Origin of the sequence: Mesorhizobium sp. WSM4311 (assembly GCF_002295115.1) — a bacterium.
In the GTDB taxonomy this organism is placed as follows: Bacteria; Pseudomonadota; Alphaproteobacteria; order Rhizobiales; family Rhizobiaceae; genus Mesorhizobium.
The window spans coordinates 1-16,993 of sequence record NZ_NSFV01000001.1 but is presented as its reverse complement, the minus strand read 5'-3'; the positions used below and the strand labels follow the sequence as shown (position 1 = coordinate 16,993).

Here is a 16,993-nt window from a genome sequence, read left to right as displayed (position 1 = left end):
GTCGGCGCCTCTCCTATCTTTCCCGAGGATACTGTCCGATGTCAGCGACGCCATGCCCTCGGTCGAAGCCGTGACGGCCTCCTCTTCCGCCCCATCCCTATCGCTTGCCGGCCTTGGATGGTCGGAGTTCTTCGGCGACCAGCTCGAGCCGGGCGATGCAGACCTCATCCCGACCCGCATTGCCATGGTGCATCGAGACCGGCTGAGCGGCTTGTCCCAGACGGGACAAACCGATCTGTCCCTGGCGCCGCAGGCCACCACCGGCGACTACGCCGTCGGCGACTGGGTGCTGGTCGAGCCGCACAGCCACCTCGTGCGGCGTCGTCTGACCCGCAAGACGGTTCTGGAGCGCCGCGTCCAGGGCGGCAGGGGGCCACAGCTGGCCGCGGCCAATGTCGACACGCTGTTCATCGTCACGTCCTGCAATGCCGATTTCAACATCGCCCGGCTCGAACGCTACCTGGCGCTGGCCAACGAGGCCGGAACGACCCCCGTGATCCTGCTGACCAAGGCCGATACGGCCGAGGACGCCGAGGCGTACCAAAGCCAGGCCGCCGCGCTGCAGCGCGGATTGGCCGTCGTGACGCTGAACCCGCGCATATCTGGCGCCGCGAGCGCACTCGCTGCCTGGTGCGGCGCGGGGCAGACGGTGGCGCTGATCGGTTCCTCCGGCGTTGGCAAATCGACACTGGTCAATAGTTTGGCCGGATCGGCGCAGCAGACCGGAGCCATTCGCGAACACGATGCCAAGGGACGCCACACCACCACGGCGCGGTCGCTGCACGCCATTGCCGGTGGCGGCTGGGTGATCGACACGCCGGGCATGCGCACGCTGCAAGTCAGCGACGTCGCCTACGGCATCGACATGCTGTTTGCCGAAATCACCGAGTTGGCTCCGCTCTGCAAGTTCCGCGACTGCACGCATGTGCATGAACCGGGCTGCGCGGTGCAGGCAGCGTTAAAGGCCGGCACGCTCGATCCGGACCGCTTGGCCCGCTGGCGCAAACTGTCCGACGAAAACCAGCACAACACGCCGGTGCTGACAGGACCTCGCGGCGCCAAGTCTCCCGCCGGCCGCGGCAAGCGGCGCTGAACGACTGCCCTACTGCCCTACTGCCCTACCGCCCTCAAAGCCGCGCCGTGCCGAAAATCCGGTCCCAGAACAGCGACGTCACGCCGAAATTGGCGTTGTCGTCGATATGGTGGTGCACCGCGTGGCGGCGCTTGAGCGTGTAGAGATAGCTGGGATGGGCGGGGTGCCAATGATGGATCATGTGGTGGACGCTGATGTACCAGAGATAGCCCAGCATCAGCCCGCAGCCGACCGCGCTGGCGGTCGCGAAATCCGAGAGCAGCCAGATGGGCAGCGCGATCAGCGCATGCACGCCCAGGCTGAGCCAAGTCGGCGTGCCCACCGGACTGCGCTCCTCGATATGATGACGGTCGTGCAGATCCCTGATGTAGGGGACGTGATGCAGGACGAAGCGGTGCAGGACGTATTCGATCAACGTCCACAAGCCGAGACAGATCAGCACCGTGCCGATCCAGTCCGGCGCGCTCTCTTCCCCGGCCTCGATCAGCCCGGCCACGCCCAACAGGGCGATCGCCAGCGGATAGACCACGAAATCGCTGTAGTAACCGATCAGACCGAGTTGCATACCGGACGCCCCATCTGATTTCGACGCCGCCCCAGAATCGATGCTATCAGATTGCCGAACTCGCGGACGAGGTGCAATGCAGATGCATCTGACATAGCGTCGCAATTTCCCGGTGCAAGTTCAGCACGCATGATCGACTCAAGAATCGGCAAACCTCGCACCGGCGCTGCAAACGGACATGCAAAAATGGCAAAACGCAGTGCGGGCCTGCTGATTTATCGTCGAAGCGACGGGGATATCCAGGTGCTTCTGGTTCATCCCGGCGGCCCGTTCTGGGCAAGGAAGGATGAAGGCGCCTGGTCGATCCCGAAAGGCCTCATCGACGAGGACGAGGACGAACTGAAGGCAGCGCAACGCGAGGCCGGGGAAGAGCTCGGCATCGCGGTCGACGGCTCCTTCGCGCGCCTCGGCGACTACAAGCAACCAGGCGGCAAGATCGTCATCGCCTGGTCGGTCGAGGCCAGCACCGAGATCGATGTGGCCGCCATCAAGAGCAACAGCTTCACCATGGAATGGCCGCCAAGGTCCGGGTCGATGAAAGAATTTCCTGAGGTCGACAGGGCCGGCTGGTTCAGCCTGCCCGAGGCGGCGCCAAAAATTCTGCAGGGCCAGCGCCCGATGCTGTCGGATCTGGCGAAGCGGCTGGGGACCGGGTGATTGCCGGCGGCAAAGCTGCCGATCTCCTCGTGTGGAGATCGGCTGTCACTCCGCAAACCGTGCCGCCGTCCACGCACCGCCCGCCGCGTTCGACGCCACCGCCGCGGCGACGAATTTCACGCCGCGCGCACCGTCGATCACATCCGGCACCCGCGCCGCGCGCGCGGCATCGACCACGCCACCGGAGCGATGCGCGCGGATGATGTCGGCGGCGTCGCGGTAGAAATTGGCGAAGGCCTCGATATAGCCTTCCGGGTGCGCCGCCGGCATGCGCGACACGCGCCGGCTTTCTTCGGTCGAACCATGGCCGCCGCGCACCAGCGTGCGGGTTTCCTCGCCATAGACGGAAAAACGCAGTTCCTCCGGCCGGCCGCCCGACCATTCGAGCCCGGCTTTGTCGCCATAGATGCGCGCGGACAGATCATTGTAGTGGCCGGGCGAGGTCTGGCTCGCCAGGATCGTGCCGCGCGCTCCATCGGTCCAGCGCACCATGACATGCGCATTGTCGTCGAGCCGGCGTCCCGGCACCGCGGTGAACAGGTCCGCCGACACCGCCTCGGCCTCGCAGCCTGAGATATAGCTCGCCAGGTTGAAGGCATGCACGCCGATATCGGCCAGCACCGCCGATTGCCCCGCCCGCGCCGGATCAGTGCGCCACTCCGCCTGCTTCTGCCCTTCGGCGTCGATCGGCCTGGTCAGCCAGTCCTGGACGTAGGCGCCATGCACCGAGACGATGCGGCCGAGTTCGCCCGCCGCCACCATTTCGCGCGCCTGGCGGACCATGGCGTAGCCGGTGTTGTTCAGCGTGACGACGAAGCGGCGTTTTTTTGCGCGCGCCAGCGTCACCAGCGCTTCGGCGTCGCCGAGCGTGGTCGACAGCGGCTTGTCGCAGATGACGTCGATGCCGGCCTCGAGGAAGGCGGTGGCGATCGGCGCGTGCAGATGGTTGGGCGTGACTATGACGACCGCCTCGATGCCGTCAGGCCGGGCGGCTTCCGCCAGCGCCATGGCGTGAAAATCGGCATAGCTGCGCTCCGGCGCGATGCCGATCTCGGCGGCCGAGGCGGCGGCATTTTCAGGGTCCGACGACAGCGCGCCGGCCACCAGCACGATCTGGTCGTCGAGGCGCATGGCCAGTCGATGCACGGCGCCGATGAAGGCATTGCGGCCGCCGCCGACCATACCGACCCTCAGCCGCTTGCCCGCCGACCCATCCGATGTTGCGTAGACCATGTTTTCTCCTCCGAGCAGATCCTTGGCGACGCGCCAAGCCTCAAGTCCGGCTACCACTTTCGAACACAATTTCCAATTTCCGTATTGTAATACGATTGTGCCACGTTAGCCTGAGATCATGAGTGGGGCGGGCAAATCTTCGGGACGATCTCTTGCCGACGAGGCGGCGACGCGCAAGCGCGGACGCTCGCTGGCGGCGTTGGGCTATACCCAGCCGCAGACCTACGAGGAACTGCGCGCGGTGCTTTCCTCCGGCACAGTGCATTTTCCCAAGCGGCTGCGCCAGGTAGCGATCTTCATGTGGCAGCATCCGAGCGATGTCGCGCTCGGCACCATCGCGCAGGTGGCCGCGCAGGCCGGCGTACAGCCCTCGACGCTGGTGCGCTTTGCCCAGATCTTCGGCTATTCCGGCTTTTCCGATTTCCAGGGCCTGTTCAAGGAGCACGTCAAGGGTTCGTGGCCGGAAGCGCGCGGCGAGCCGCGCACCGAGGCGGAGCCGAATGCCGCCATGCATTTCCTGCACGGCATGGTCGGCGCCTCGCAGGCCTCGCTCGGACGCATCGAGGCGGGCTTCGACGTCGAGAGATTCGAAAAGATGGTGGCCCTGCTGGCGGCCGCCGAGCTGATCTACGTCATCGGCTCCAAGCGCGCCTTCCCGGTCACCGCCTATCTGTCGCTGACCTTGTCGCAGCAAGGCGTGCGCAACGTGCTGGTCGACAATGTCGGCTCCTCGGCACTCGACCAGGTCGGCTGCATCGGCAGGCAGGATGCGGTGCTGGCCGTTTCCTTCAGCCCCTACAATTCGATCACGCCCGACCTGGTCGCGGTGGCGCATGAACGAGAGGCCCGCATCGTCACCATCACGGACAGCACCTTCAGCCCACTGATCGCTTTGTCGGACAGCTGGCTGGAAGTGGTGGAATCCGACTTCGCCGGCTTCCGCTCGCTGGCGGCATCGCTGGCGGTCGGCATGGCGCTGGTCCAAGGCGTGGCGGCAAAACGCGGCGCATGAGGCGCTGCTGGCACAATTGACTATCGGGAATTACCGTTCCATATTTTAAAAAATAGAAACTTTGTTCCGGGAGGAGGAATGGAGCTTCATCTCCAAGGCAAGGTCGTGCTGGTCACCGGCGCGACGCAAGGCATCGGCCGCGCCATCGCCGAGACGCTGGCGCGGGCCGGCGCCGGCGGGCTGCTGATCACCGGACGCGATGGCACACGCGGCGGAGCCGTGGCGGCGGAACTGTCGGCCATCGGCACGCCGACCATCTTCGTCGCCGCCGACCTTGGAGACGCGCAGACCCCTGTCTTGCTGGCGCAGGCCTGCATTGACCGTTTCGGCCGCATCGATGGCCTCGTCAACGCGGCCGGGCTGACCGACCGCGCTTCCTTCCTCGATGCCAGCCTCGATGACTGGGCCTCGCTGTTCGCCGTCAATGCGCGGGCGCCGTTCTTCCTGATGCAGGCTGCCATCGCCGACATGAGGAAGCGCCGGGAGCCCGGCGCCATCGTCAACATCCTGTCGATCAACGCCCATTGCGGCTCCCCCGAACTCGCCGTCTATTCAGCCACCAAGGGTGCGCTGGCGACGCTGACCAAGAACGCCGCCAACGCCCACCGTTTCGACCGCATCCGCGTCAACGGCATCAATGTCGGCTGGACCAACACGCCGGCCGAACGCGTCATGCAGGCCGAGACGCTGGGCCATGGCCCGGGCTGGCTCGACGCCGCCAATGCCGCGCAGCCTTTCGGCAGGCTGCTCGAGCCGGACGACATCGCCAACCTTGCCGTCTTCCTGCTGTCCGACGCGGCCGGGCCGATGACCGGCGCCGTGATCGACCAGGAGCAGTCGGTGATCGGGGCAAACCGGTGAACGCCGCTTCGACAGCGCCGGAAATGCTGGGGCCGGCCTTGCTGGACCAGCTTCCGGCAGCTGTCCGGACGCCTGGATATGACCGGACAACCCTTGCCCCCGGCATGGCCCATCTCGGCGTCGGCGCGTTCCACCGCTGCCACCAGGCCGAATACACCGATGACCTGCTGGCGCGTCAGTTCGACCGCTGGGGCGTTGTCGGCATCAACATCCGTCCGCCCACCCTTGCCGACACGCTCGGCCGGCAGGGCGGCCTCTATACAAGGCTGATCCGAGAAAACAGCCACATCGAGGCCCGCATCATCGGCAGCATCGTGAAGGTGGTCGACAGCCAGGCAAGCGCCGCACCGGCGCTCACGGTGCTGTCCTCGCGCGATATCGACCTGGTGACGATGACGGTGACGGAGAAAGGCTATTGCCACATCCCGTCGAGCGGCGCGCTCGATCTCGATCATCCCGACATCCTCCATGATCTCGCCAACCCTCATGCGCCGCGCAGCGTGCCCGGCATCCTCGCGCGGGCGCTGGAACTGCGCCGGGCCACGCATGGCCGGCCCCTGACTCTGCTCTCCTGCGACAACATTCCGACCAACGGCGTCATCCTGGAAACCGTCGTGCGGCGCTTTGCCGAACGGCGGGGCAATGGCCTTGCCGACTGGATCGCCCTCAACGCCGCCTTCCCCTCGGCCATGGTCGACCGCATCGCGCCGGCGGTGACGCAGGACGATCTCGACAGCGTCGAGCAATGGTTCGGCTACCGCGACGCCGCCGTCGCCGTCGGCGAGCCGTTCCGGCAATGGGTGATCGAGCAGAAATTCGCCGGCCGCGTGGCGCGCTGGGACCTGGTCGGCGCGACCTTCGTCGACGATGTCACGCCGTTCGAGCATCTCAAGATGCGGGTGCTGAACGGCGCCCAGACGACGCTCGCCACACTCGGCGTGCTGGCCGGGCTGGAGCATACATCGGACGCCATCGCCGACCCGCTGCTGTCCACCTTCGTCAGGCGCATGCTGGTCGAAGAAACGCTGCCGACGCTGATGCCGGTGCCCGGCATGGATCCATCGGCCTATGTCGAGCAGAGCCTCGGCCGGCTGAAGAACACGGCGATCCGCCACCGCAACCACCAGATCGCCACCGACGGATCGCAGAAGATCGTGCAGCGCCTGCTCAACCCGATCCGCGACCGCCTCGCCATGGGCCATACCATCGGCCTGCTGTCGGTGCCGGTCGCCGGCTGGATGGCCTATCTCATCCAGGCCTCGGACCGCTTCGGCAAACGCTGGCCGGTATCGGACCCCTATGCCGGCAAGGTTGCCGGGATCGCCGACGCCACCGGGCGCGATGCGCCGGCTCTGGCCTCGGCCATCCTCGCCATCGACACGATTTTCGACCGCGGCCTTGCCGCGAACGAGACGTTTCGCGCGGCCGTCACGTCGGCGCTGGGCGAGCTGCTTTCGGACGATCCGATGGCGGCTGTCCGGCACAGTCTCGAACAGGATGAGGTCGCAAGGTTGAAACGATCCAAACAATAGGCATTATGAACATCGGCCGTGAAGACACGGCACAAGCAATTCCAGGAAAGTGTGAAACGGTTTTGCGTCCGGAATTGCGCGAAAACAAAGGAAGATCTCTTCAGCGTTTCCGCGAAACGATGAAGAGATCAGGGGAGGCATGATGAAACTTGGGCTGCTCACCGCACCCTTCGCGGAGACGCCGCTTGCCGATGTCGCCGACTGGGCCAGCTCCGCCGGCTTCGAGGCGCTGGAAATCGCCTGCTGGCCGAAAACCTCCGGTGCGACGCGGCGCTATGCCGGTACCAGCCACATCGACGCCGCCTCGACTTCTCCCGCGCAGGCGAAGGAAATCGCCGCCTCGCTGGCGGAAAGGCACCTGACCATCTCAGGCCTCGGCTACTATCCCAATCCGCTGCATCCCGACGCCGCGCACCGCGAGGCTGTCATTGGCCATCTGAAGAGGGTGATCGTGCTGGCCGCCAATATGGGCGTGCCCGTCGTCAACACTTTCTGTGGCGGCGACGCCGCCAAGGCGGTCGACGTCAACTGGCAGGACGCGCTGAAAATCTGGCCCGAAATCGTCGCTTATGCGCGCGGCCATGGCGTCAAGCTCGCCTTCGAGAACTGCCCGATGATCTTCAGCCATGACGAGTGGCCGGGCGGGCACAACATCGCCTATTCGCCACTGGTCTGGCGCCGCATCCTGGAAAGCTGGGGCGGCGATGTCGGCATGAATTTCGACCCTTCGCACCTGGTCTGGCAGATGATCGACCAGGCCCGCTTCATCAGGGAATTCGGCCCCTACATGCTGCATGTCCACGCCAAGGATTTGATGATTGATCATGATGGTTTGTACGAGCGCGGAATCCTCTCGGCCGGGATAGGCTGGCAGGTGCCGCGCATGCCGGGGCTGGGCGATGTCGACTGGAGCGGCTTCTTTTCCGGCCTCTACCGCGTCGGCTATGACGGGTCGGTCATCATCGAACACGAGGACAGGCGGTTTGAAGGCGGTGACGAGCAGGTGAAGCGCGGTTTTCTGCTCGCCCGCGACGTTCTGCGTCCCCTGGTCAAGTGAGGAAGAAGCATGTCGGCAACGACATGCGGAGGACAATGAGTTGAAGCGGGCCGCCTGAATCTCTTTCCGAGCGACTTGGTTCAACGACTTGGAACTGAAACTGAAAAACAATGTGGAGGAAGACTGAAATGAAGAAAATCCTGACCATGGTCCCGCTGCTTGCGGGCGCTGCTTTGCTGGCCTCCGTCGGCGTCTCGTCGGCCGCCGGCAAATACACGATCGGCATTTCCAACACCGTGCAGGGCAATGGATGGCGCGAGGAGATGGTGTGCGCCATGAAAGCGCAGGCGCTGGCCTCCGGCGAGGTGGCGAAGCTCAACATCGCCCACCGCAACACCGATGCCGCCGGCCAGTTGGAAGACATCCGCAACCTGATCAGCGCCAAGGTCGACGCCATCGTCGTCAACCCGGCCGATCCGGCCGGCATCAAGGCGGGTCTGGAAGAAGCCACCAAGGCTGGCATCGTCGTCGTCGCCGTCGACCAGGCGGTCACCGAGCCGTCGGCCTACATCATCTCCAACAACCAGGAAGAATACGCCTATCTCGGCGCCAAATGGCTGTTCCAGCAGATGGGCGGCAAGGGCGAAGTGTTTTACATGCGCGGCGCCGCCGGCGCTTCGGCCGATAGCGATCGCGACAAGGGCTTCAAGAAGGCATTGGCCGAATTCCCCGACGTGAAGGTGGCGCAGGAAGTCTTCACCGGCTGGCAGCAGGACCAGGCCAAGCAGCAGATCCTCTCCTTCCTGTCGACGGGAACGCCGATCAACGGCATCTGGACCTCAGGCATCGACAACGTCATCGTCGACGCGCTGGTGGAATCGCAGGCGCCGCTGGTGCCGATCGTCGGTGCCGACAATGCCGGCTTCGTCGGCCAGTTGAGCTCGGTCAAGGGCCTCGTCGGCGCCGCCGTCACCAACCCCGGCTCGATCGGCGGCGCGGGCGTAACGCTGGCGCTGCAGATCCTCGACGGCAAGAAGCCGGCCCAGCAGACCGTGCTGGTGCAGCCGCAGCTCTGGGAAAACGCCACCGAGGAAGGCAAGGCCAAGCTGAAGGCCGCCGCCGACCCCTCGCTCAGCCCCGAATGGCCGGTCTCGATCTCGATCCCGGACTGGACGACGTACACGAAGGACCAGATCGTGGCCTGCAAGGGGCCTGGGGAGTAAGGACCGGACGCGCTTCTGCCTTCTCCCCTTGCGGGAGAAGGTGGATCGGCGCGCAGCGCTGAGACGGATGAGGGGTGCTCCAGCGGAGCGAGACGCTGGCACTCCCTGGAGCACCCCTCATCCGACCTCGCTTCGCGAGGCCACCTTCTCCCACAAGGGGAGAAGGGATAACCGCCGTTCCGGCCGACATCGTCCGGCTTGCCGCACGCCGCAGAGATCGAGAACAACACGTCTTGACAACAAACCCGTTGCCGCAAAGCCCCCTCCTCGACGCCTCCGGCGTCGCCAAGAACTACGGCGCGGTTGCCGCACTGCGCAACGCGTCGCTCTCCGTCCTGCCGGGTGAGGTGCACGCGTTGATGGGCGCCAATGGCGCCGGCAAGTCGACACTGGTGAAGATCCTGACCGGCGCGATATCGGCCAATGCCGGGCGCATCCTGATCCGGGGCGAGGCGCGCGACATACGCTCCCCCGCCGCCGCCCGCCGCGCCGGGCTGCTGCCCGTCTACCAGGAGCCGTCGCTGATCCCCGATCTCGACGTTCTCTCCAATTTGCGGCTGACCGGCACGCCGGTCGAGCCGTTCCGCGCCTGGGTGCGCGAACTGGGTATTGCGGACCTCGACCTGCGCGACACCGCGCGCGACATCCCGCTGGCCGTGCTGCGCGTGCTCGACCTGGCCCGTGCGCTCGCCGCCGAGCCCGACGTGCTGCTGCTCGACGAGATGACGGCGGCGCTCCCCGCCAACCTCGCCGAAAAGGTGCTGGAAGTGGTGCGCCGCCAGGGCGATGCCGGCCGCGCCGTGATCTTCATCTCGCACCGCTTCGTCGAAATCTCGGCGCTGTGCGACCGCGCCACCGTGCTGCGCGACGGCGAGACCGTCGGCGTCGTCGACATCGTGCCGGGCGTCGAGGAAAAGATCGTCGAGCTGATGCTCGGCACCCGCATCGTCAAGACCCATGTCGCCGCCCGCAGCGCGGCCGAGAAGGCGGTATCGGCCCCTGCCCGGCCGCGGCTTGCCGTGCGAAACCTGCGCGTCGGCACCAAGCTCAGCGACGTCTCCTTCGATCTCAGGGATGGCGAGGTCGCCGGCGTCGTGGCGCTCGAAGGCCAGGGCCAGGACGAATTGTTCGCAGCCCTTGCCGGCTCGATCCGCCCCTCGGGCGGCACGATCGAGGTCGACGGCCAGCCGGCGAAACTCTCGCATCCGATCGACGCCATCAGAGCCGGGATCGCCTATGTGCCGGGCGACCGCTCCGAGGCGCTCGCCATGCAGCGCTCGGTGCGTGAAAACATCGCGCTTCCCTTCAGCGCGGCGCTGCGCAATTGGGGACCTATCCCCATGCGCCGCGAGCGCGCGAAGGTGCTCGGGGCCATCGAGCGGCTGCAGATCGACACGCGCGCCCAGGGCGAGGTGCAGCGCCTGTCCGGCGGCAACCAGCAGAAGGTGACCATCGCCCGCTGGATCGCGGCGGATGCCCGCACAATCCTGTGCTTCGACCCGACGCGCGGCATCGATGTCGGCACCAAGCAGGAGATCTACAAGCTGCTGCGCGAGCTCGCCGGCCACGGCAAGTCGGTGCTGTTCTACACTTCGGAACTGGAAGAGGTGCAGCGCGTCTGCGACCGCGTAATCGTCATTTTCGGCGGCCGCCTGGTCGACATTTTCCCGGTCGAGGAGGCCGACGAGCCGGCGCTGATGCGCGCCGCCTACGGCCTGCCGCGCGGCGCCAAGGCCGATATCGGCATATTGGCCGACCCCACCGCCTCCGATGCGCCCTCTTCCGACGCCTTGGGGACGAAGCCATGAGCCATTTCCTGCGCCGCCAGGGCTGGGTGTCAGGCCTGTTCGCCCTGCTCATCGTGCTGTTCATCGCCACCAGGATCATCCAGCCCGGCTATGGCAGCGGCGATTTCGGCTCGCTCGCGCGGGCAGTCTTGCCCTATGCCTTCGCCGTCGCCGCGCAGACGGTGGTGGTCATCGCCGGCGGCATCGACCTGTCGGTCGCCGCCATGATGGCGCTGACGAGCGTCACCGCCGCCTCGATGATGGCTGGCGCTTCCGAGGAATACGCGCTGTTCGTCGTGCCCTTCGTGCTGACCATGGGTCTTGTCCTCGGCGCGCTCAACGGCCTGTTGATCGTCGTCACCCGCGTGCCCGACATCGTCGTCACGCTCGCCATGCTGTTCGTGCTGCAGGGGGCGGCCTTGCTTGTGCTCGACGCGCCGGGCGGCGGCGCAGCCGAATGGCTGAAGGCGCTGATCTCGGGCACGGTGCCGATCCCCGGCCTGCCCGACGCCATCGACGCCTGGCTGCCTAAGGCACTGCTGGTGCTCATCGTCTGCCTCTGCGTCATCTGGATTCCGCTCAGGCGCTCACGCCTCGGGCTCTCCATCTACGCCATCGGCTCGAGCGAACTGGCGGCGTTCCGCTCAGGCGTGCCGGTCAAGCGCACCCGCATCATCGCCTATGCGCTGTCGGGCTTGTTCGCCGCCTTTGGCGGCCTGGCGCTGACCATGAGCACCGGCATAGGCGCGCCCATCCCCGGCCCCTATCTGCTCGCCAGCGTCGCCGCCGTGGTGCTGGGCGGCGTCGCGCTCGGCGGCGGCAAGGGCGGCCTGCTCGGCCCCATCGTCGCCGTCTTCGTGCTGCGGCTGGTGCGCACGGACCTCACCCTGCTCGCCATCGACCCCAACGTCACCGCCATCATCGAAGGCGCCATCATGGTCGCGGTCGTGATGTTCGGCGCGTTTATCACGATGCGGGGGCGGCAGTGATGGGTGGGCATAAAATAGCGCGTAGCGCTCGACGGCGCCCCCCTCTGTCCTGCCGGACATCTCCCCCACAAGGGGGGAGATTGGCAGCTTTGGCGCCCCGCCCTTTCCTGCAACGTCGAAGATTGGCGAAAACCGCGACAACAGCCAATCTCCCCACCCGTGGGGGAGATGGCCGGCAGGCCAGAGGGGGGCGCCGTAGGGCACCATCCCGACAGAACTCACCCACCCCATCGCGAACCGGACCCACCCCATGAGCACGTCAGCGATCACCCCCGTCCCCTTCGGCCGCCGCCTGAAACGCTTCATGGCCGACCGGCCGCTCGTGCCGCTGATCATCCTGCTGGTCATCCTGGTGGTGATCCTGCAGATCCTGCGCCCCGGCATCGTCAACGAGCGCTGGATCGCCAACACGATAAAGTTCGCCATTCCGCTGGCCATCCTCGCCGGCTGCCAGACCATGACCATGCTGACCGGCGGCATAGACCTGTCGGTCGGCACGGTGGCGACGGTGAGCGCCTTCATCATGGCCACGCAGATCGTCAACCAGGACCCGGTTATCGCCTTCCTGCTGGCGATGATGCCGGCGGTGTTGATCGGCCTTATCAACGGCATCGGCGTCGGCGTCTTCCGCGTCCACCCGCTGATCATGACGCTGGGCACCAGCCTGATCGGCACCGGCTGCCTGCAGGTCTACCAGCGCACGGTGATCGCGTCGGGCGCGAAAATCCCCGACTTCCTCGCCTGGCTCGGCACCGGCGTGACATGGGGCTTCCCCAACGCGCTGCTGCTGTTCATACCGCTGGCCGCGCTCATCGTCTTCACACTGGCCCGCACCGGCTTCGGCCGCCTGCTCTACGCCGTCGGCGACAATGAGCGCGCGACGCGCCTGTCGGGCGTGCAATACTGGCAGGTCATCACGGCGCTCTACCTCACCTCGAGCCTGCTCGCCGGCATCACCGGCCTGCTCTATATCGGCCTGATCAAGGCCCCATCGCTCTCGCTCGCCGAACCCCTGGTCTTGCCCTCGGTGGCGGCGGCCGTCATCGGCGGCACCTCCATCTTCGGCGGCCGCGGCGGCTACACCGGCACCATCATCGGCGCGCTCATCCTGACCGTGCTGACGACGCTGCTGACAATCCTGCAGATGCCGGAGGGGGCAAGGCGCATCCTGTTCGGACTGATCGTGCTGTTCGTGACGGCGGCTTATTTAAGGATCGTGGAGGAGCGGTAGCGGAGCCATGTGGCAGAGCTTCTGATCCAAAGTCGACTATCGCCGCCCGAACTCTGGAGGGCTGCTTTGCGCCTCATGTCGGCCACCGAGGCGGCCCTTACCGCACCCCGAAAGCCGACGTTTTGGCTGACTATGCTGAGGGTCGCACACGCGCATTCGATGCCGAAGGGAGGCACATGTCTTGGAAAAAGCATGTGCAGCCGGCTAGGCTCCGGCGTACGGACAGCGGAGGATCAAGATTCCTAAGCCCACCTTCCTTGAGATTGCGCGGCGGGCCGGTGTTGGCACGGCCACGGTCGAGCGTGTCCTGAACGGCAGGGGCGGAGTGCGGCCGCAGACCGTCGAGAAGGTGGTGGCGGCGGCGCGTTCGCTCGATTATCCGCGCCGGCTGCCGGAGGCGCATCGCGGCGTCATTCGCATCGAGGTGATACTGGTCAGGCCGGACGCGACCTTCTTCGCCCGTCTTTCCGATGCCTTCGAGCGCATCGCCGCGACGCTCGATCGCTCGATCGCCGTGCACCGTACCTTTCTCGACGAGGCGAAGCCGGCGGCGATCGCCAAACGCATCCTGGAACCCGATCTGCGCCGCGCGGCGCTCGTTCTCGCAGTGCCCGACCATCCGCTGGTCAGCGACGCCTTGCGGAAACTCGAGGCGGAGAACATCCCGACGGTGCAGATCGTCACCCAGATCTCCCGTACCAAGAGCACCTATGTCGGCATCGATAATTACGCCGCTGGCCGCATGGCCGGGCTGCTCATGGCCAAGATGCAGCGGCGGCCGGGCAAGGTGATCGCGATCTGCCATAGTCAGATCTACCGCGTGCACCGCGACCGCGTGCGCGGCTTCTTCGATTATCTGATCGAAGAGGGCAGCGACTTCGAGCCGGTCGCGGCCCTTTTCGGCTTTGACGATGGCGATCGTAATGCCGAGCAGTTGCACGAGGCGTTGAAGCGCTGGCCCGACCTTGCCGGCCTCTACAACGCCGGCGGCGCCAACACCGCGCTGAACAAGGTGCTGCGCAAGCACGGCAGAGGCCGCGATATCTTCTTCGTCGGCCATGAACTCACCGAGCGCAGCACCAAGGCCTTGCGCGAGGGCACGATGGATGTCGTGCTCGACCAGGCGCCAGAAGCGCAGGCGCGCCGCGCCATTGACCTGGTGCTCGCCGCGCTCAACCTGCATGACTTGCCCGTCGAAAACCCGCCGATCCGCTTCATCACCTTCACGGCCGAAAACGTCTGATCTGATTTGATCAAGGAATAAGCGGCGACAGCGAGCACGCGGTGCTATCCCTTGCGAAACGGGAGGATGACCAGTGGCAAGGCGGCTGACGACATACGACCTGCCGAGCGCCAAAGGCAGCCGTAAATGGCTGCAGCTCCATGTCGACACGCCGGCCGAGGCCGCTGCCGCAGCGGCATGCGATATCGTCATCCTCTCCTGTGAGCCCGATCACAATCTGGAAGCCATCCGCCAGGCGGCACCTTACGCGTTCCTCTCCGTCGGCATGCCGCATGGCGCGGTCGCCTCGCCTGAGGAGGCCGTGCGGTTGGGCTTCGCTATGATGAAGCGCGGCGCCGATGCGGTCTATTCATCACACTCGCCGCGCTTTATTGAGGCAATGGCGGCGGAAGGCATTCCCGTCACCGGCCACGTCGGCCTGGTGCCTAACCGCGCGACCTGGACGAATTTCCGCGCCATCGGCCGCACAGCCGAGGAAGCGCTCAACGTGCTGCGCGCGGCGAAGGACCTCGAGAATGCGGGCGCCGCCTGCATCGAGGTCGAGGTCGTACCGGTGCGACTCGCCGATCACATCACGCGCTCGACCCCGCTGATCACCATGGGCATGGGTTGCGGCAGCGCCTGCGACACGCAATACCTGTTCTCCTGCGATGTGCTGGGTACCCACACCGGCCACTATCCGCGCCACGCAAAGCGCTATGCCGACTTCGTCACGCTGGAAGCCGAGCTGCAGGAAAAGCGCATCAGCGCCTTCCGCGCCTTCGCCCGCGACGTCGCCGAAGGCAGCTATCCCGAAGCCAAGCACCAGGTGGACATGGATGATGCCGCCTATGACCGCTTACTCACCCTCTCTCAGTCTCTGTGAGGCCCGTCATGGACGACCTGCAATTCGGCACGCGCAACAAGCGAGGCGACTGGGCTCCGAACGAACCGGCCGGCACCGCGCCGCTGTTCGTCTTTCCGCCGCGCCCGCTGGCGGTGCTGAAATGGCTGCCGACCTATTTCCTGCCCTATAATCTGCTTTTCGCCGTCTCGGCGGTGGCATGGTGGCGCTTCGTGCTGCCCGACGTCGAGGTGATGAAGACGCTCTCCGCCGGCTGGATCCTGCGCCTGTTCATCGTCAACTGCCTGGCGCTGCTCGTTTTCTTCGGCGCCTTCGAGCTTCGACTCTACATTTTGAAAGCCCAGGGCAACCGCTTCAAATACAACGGAAAATGGCCCTCGGAGCAGAAGAACAGGGCCTTCTTCTTCGAGAACCAGAACATCGACAACATGCTGCGCACCTTCGGCACCGGCATGCCGATCTGGACCGCGATCGAGGTGGCGATCCTCTACGCGTACGCCAATGGCTACGTGCCGTGGCTGACCTTCGCCGAGCACCCGGTTTACCTCTTCCTGCTGGCGCTGGTGGTGCCGGTGATCCACGAGACGCATTTCTTCCTGCTGCACCGCGCTATCCATTGGGGACCGCTTTACAGATGGGTGCATTCGGTGCACCACAATTCAGTCAACCCGTCGCCCTGGTCGTCGCTGTCGATGCACCCGGTGGAGCAGCTCGGCTATCTCGGCGTCGCTTTCTGGCACCTGATCATCCCGTCGAACCCGCTCTTGGCGCTCTACCAGCTCCATTATGCCGGCTTCGGCGCCATTCCTGGCCATGTCGGCTTCGACAAGATCGAGCTTACCGAACGCGCCGGCGTCGATAGCCACGCCTACATCCATTACCTCCACCACAGATATTTCGAGGTGAACTACGGCGACGGCCTGATTCCGTTCGACCGCTGGTTCGGCACCTTCCACGACGGCAGCAAGGAAGGCGAGGCCCGCATGCAGGCCCGCTACGAGAAGAAGAAAGCACGTGCCAACGCGGCGGCCATCAAATGACATCTGCACGCACAGCCGCGTGCGACGGTGTGGAAGTCAGTACTTCCGCTCACCACAGCGACAAGGTCGGCCAGGTGGCGCCGCCGACTACCAAGAACTGATCCCAAGGCGGGGTCTCCGGGCGGCTATGAAGGCTATGCGGAGGTGCGCCGCGATCGAATTTTACGGATGGGAAAAATGACCAATTGGATCAGGGCTTGCGGCCTCGATGACATCGAACAGGAGGGTGCCCGACGTTTCGACCATGAAGGCCGGACCTACGCCGTCTTCCGCTCGCCCGACGACGAGGTGTTCTGCACTGACGGCCTGTGCACGCATGAGGCCGTCCATATCGCCGATGGGCTAGTCATAGACTACGAGGTCGAATGCCCCAAACATGCTGGCGCCTTCGACTACCGCACCGGCGCGGCCACGCGCCCACCGCCCTGCATAAATCTGCGAACCTATCCTGCAAAGGTGGAAGGCGGCTCCGTCCTGGTTGCGATGCCGGTGGCAGCTGTCTGAAGACTTCGCGGACCGATCCACTTGCGCCTGACTGCCTTGGGTCAGTTCACTGGTAGGCAAGCGGCGTGCCTCATCGTCCGCTTCTGGCTGCTTATACCTCAAAGCTGCCGACCCGCTTGCGGCCCTATCGAGACATTCGAAGGACAATGCCGAGCCTGCGCCACCCCTCACCCACCCCGCAC

Annotated in this window: 16 protein-coding genes; 14 read left to right on the top strand and 2 right to left on the bottom strand. The window is 65.5% G+C overall.

The window, feature by feature from the left end:
- The first annotated feature begins 52 nt into the window (after positions 1–52).
- Positions 53–1,093, top strand: coding sequence for a ribosome small subunit-dependent GTPase A (gene rsgA / locus CK226_RS00085; protein ID WP_095790685.1), 1,041 nt, complete (start codon positions 53–55; stop codon positions 1,091–1,093).
- Positions 1,094–1,127: 34 nt separating this feature from the next.
- Here the strand turns inward: rsgA and CK226_RS00080 are convergent, their stop codons facing one another.
- A complete protein-coding gene (locus CK226_RS00080) occupies positions 1,128–1,658 on the bottom strand; it encodes a sterol desaturase family protein (protein WP_095776186.1) in 531 nt (176 codons plus the stop codon).
- 186 nt (positions 1,659–1,844) lie between these two features.
- Between CK226_RS00080 and CK226_RS00075 the strand changes: the two genes are divergently transcribed.
- Positions 1,845–2,315, top strand: a complete 471-nt coding sequence (locus CK226_RS00075) for an NUDIX domain-containing protein (RefSeq protein ID WP_095787816.1) — start codon at positions 1,845–1,847, stop codon at positions 2,313–2,315.
- 45 nt (positions 2,316–2,360) lie between these two features.
- Here CK226_RS00075 and CK226_RS00070 read toward each other — a convergent pair whose 3' ends face one another.
- Complete coding sequence (locus CK226_RS00070; RefSeq protein ID WP_095791038.1) at positions 2,361–3,548, bottom strand: Gfo/Idh/MocA family oxidoreductase; 1,188 nt, start codon at positions 3,546–3,548, stop codon at positions 2,361–2,363.
- A 118-nt stretch (positions 3,549–3,666) separates the two neighbouring features.
- Between CK226_RS00070 and CK226_RS00065 the strand changes: the two genes are divergently transcribed.
- From CK226_RS00065 to CK226_RS00005, 12 genes are all read left to right on the top strand, one after another.
- Positions 3,667–4,560, top strand: a complete 894-nt coding sequence (locus tag CK226_RS00065) for a MurR/RpiR family transcriptional regulator (protein WP_095790684.1) — start codon at positions 3,667–3,669, stop codon at positions 4,558–4,560.
- Between the two features lie 78 nt (positions 4,561–4,638).
- Positions 4,639–5,421 (top strand): SDR family oxidoreductase, encoded by a 783-nt coding sequence (locus CK226_RS00060; protein WP_095776184.1) that lies wholly within the window; start codon positions 4,639–4,641, stop codon positions 5,419–5,421.
- Positions 5,422–5,444: 23 nt separating this feature from the next.
- A complete protein-coding gene (locus tag CK226_RS00055; RefSeq protein WP_245437643.1) occupies positions 5,445–6,953 on the top strand; it encodes a mannitol dehydrogenase family protein in 1,509 nt (502 codons plus the stop codon).
- A gap of 142 nt (positions 6,954–7,095) precedes the next feature.
- Positions 7,096–8,010, top strand: coding sequence for a sugar phosphate isomerase/epimerase (locus tag CK226_RS00050; RefSeq protein WP_095791037.1), 915 nt, complete (start codon positions 7,096–7,098; stop codon positions 8,008–8,010).
- A gap of 128 nt (positions 8,011–8,138) precedes the next feature.
- Positions 8,139–9,173, top strand: coding sequence for an ABC transporter substrate-binding protein (locus tag CK226_RS00045; protein WP_044548142.1), 1,035 nt, complete (start codon positions 8,139–8,141; stop codon positions 9,171–9,173).
- Positions 9,174–9,421: 248 nt separating this feature from the next.
- The gene (locus CK226_RS00040) at positions 9,422–10,981 is read left to right on the top strand and encodes a sugar ABC transporter ATP-binding protein (protein WP_095790682.1); all 1,560 of its coding nucleotides are present in this window, start codon (positions 9,422–9,424) and stop codon (positions 10,979–10,981) included.
- Positions 10,978–11,949: an ABC transporter permease gene (locus CK226_RS00035; RefSeq protein ID WP_095790681.1), complete on the top strand. Its 972-nt coding sequence runs from the start codon at positions 10,978–10,980 to the stop codon at positions 11,947–11,949. The genes CK226_RS00040 and CK226_RS00035 overlap by 4 nt, the downstream gene beginning before the upstream one ends.
- Before the next feature lie 250 nt (positions 11,950–12,199).
- The gene (locus CK226_RS00025) at positions 12,200–13,180 is read left to right on the top strand and encodes an ABC transporter permease (protein ID WP_095776193.1); all 981 of its coding nucleotides are present in this window, start codon (positions 12,200–12,202) and stop codon (positions 13,178–13,180) included.
- A gap of 238 nt (positions 13,181–13,418) precedes the next feature.
- Positions 13,419–14,423 (top strand): LacI family DNA-binding transcriptional regulator, encoded by a 1,005-nt coding sequence (locus tag CK226_RS00020; RefSeq protein ID WP_095776194.1) that lies wholly within the window; start codon positions 13,419–13,421, stop codon positions 14,421–14,423.
- 73 nt (positions 14,424–14,496) lie between these two features.
- The gene (locus tag CK226_RS00015; protein ID WP_095790680.1) at positions 14,497–15,288 is read left to right on the top strand and encodes a 3-methyl-2-oxobutanoate hydroxymethyltransferase; all 792 of its coding nucleotides are present in this window, start codon (positions 14,497–14,499) and stop codon (positions 15,286–15,288) included.
- Between the two features lie 8 nt (positions 15,289–15,296).
- Positions 15,297–16,307: a sterol desaturase family protein gene (locus CK226_RS00010; RefSeq protein WP_095790679.1), complete on the top strand. Its 1,011-nt coding sequence runs from the start codon at positions 15,297–15,299 to the stop codon at positions 16,305–16,307.
- A gap of 177 nt (positions 16,308–16,484) precedes the next feature.
- Positions 16,485–16,811 (top strand): MocE family 2Fe-2S type ferredoxin, encoded by a 327-nt coding sequence (locus CK226_RS00005; protein WP_095776197.1) that lies wholly within the window; start codon positions 16,485–16,487, stop codon positions 16,809–16,811.
- The last annotated feature ends 182 nt before the right edge of the window (positions 16,812–16,993 follow it).

Coding starts and splice junctions, on each gene's coding strand:
- CK226_RS00005 (WP_095776197.1), top strand. CDS start 16,485: ATGACCAATTGGATCAGGGCTTGCGGCCTCGATGACATCGAACAGGAG.
- CK226_RS00045 (WP_044548142.1), top strand. CDS start 8,139: ATGAAGAAAATCCTGACCATGGTCCCGCTGCTTGCGGGCGCTGCTTTG.
- CK226_RS00080 (WP_095776186.1), bottom strand. CDS start 1,658: ATGCAACTCGGTCTGATCGGTTACTACAGCGATTTCGTGGTCTATCCG.
- CK226_RS00035 (WP_095790681.1), top strand. CDS start 10,978: ATGAGCCATTTCCTGCGCCGCCAGGGCTGGGTGTCAGGCCTGTTCGCC.
- CK226_RS00070 (WP_095791038.1), bottom strand. CDS start 3,548: ATGGTCTACGCAACATCGGATGGGTCGGCGGGCAAGCGGCTGAGGGTC.
- CK226_RS00060 (WP_095776184.1), top strand. CDS start 4,639: ATGGAGCTTCATCTCCAAGGCAAGGTCGTGCTGGTCACCGGCGCGACG.
- CK226_RS00025 (WP_095776193.1), top strand. CDS start 12,200: ATGAGCACGTCAGCGATCACCCCCGTCCCCTTCGGCCGCCGCCTGAAA.
- CK226_RS00075 (WP_095787816.1), top strand. CDS start 1,845: ATGGCAAAACGCAGTGCGGGCCTGCTGATTTATCGTCGAAGCGACGGG.
- rsgA (WP_095790685.1), top strand. CDS start 53: ATGCCCTCGGTCGAAGCCGTGACGGCCTCCTCTTCCGCCCCATCCCTA.
- CK226_RS00050 (WP_095791037.1), top strand. CDS start 7,096: ATGAAACTTGGGCTGCTCACCGCACCCTTCGCGGAGACGCCGCTTGCC.
- CK226_RS00010 (WP_095790679.1), top strand. CDS start 15,297: ATGGACGACCTGCAATTCGGCACGCGCAACAAGCGAGGCGACTGGGCT.
- CK226_RS00055 (WP_245437643.1), top strand. CDS start 5,445: ATGCTGGGGCCGGCCTTGCTGGACCAGCTTCCGGCAGCTGTCCGGACG.
- CK226_RS00065 (WP_095790684.1), top strand. CDS start 3,667: ATGAGTGGGGCGGGCAAATCTTCGGGACGATCTCTTGCCGACGAGGCG.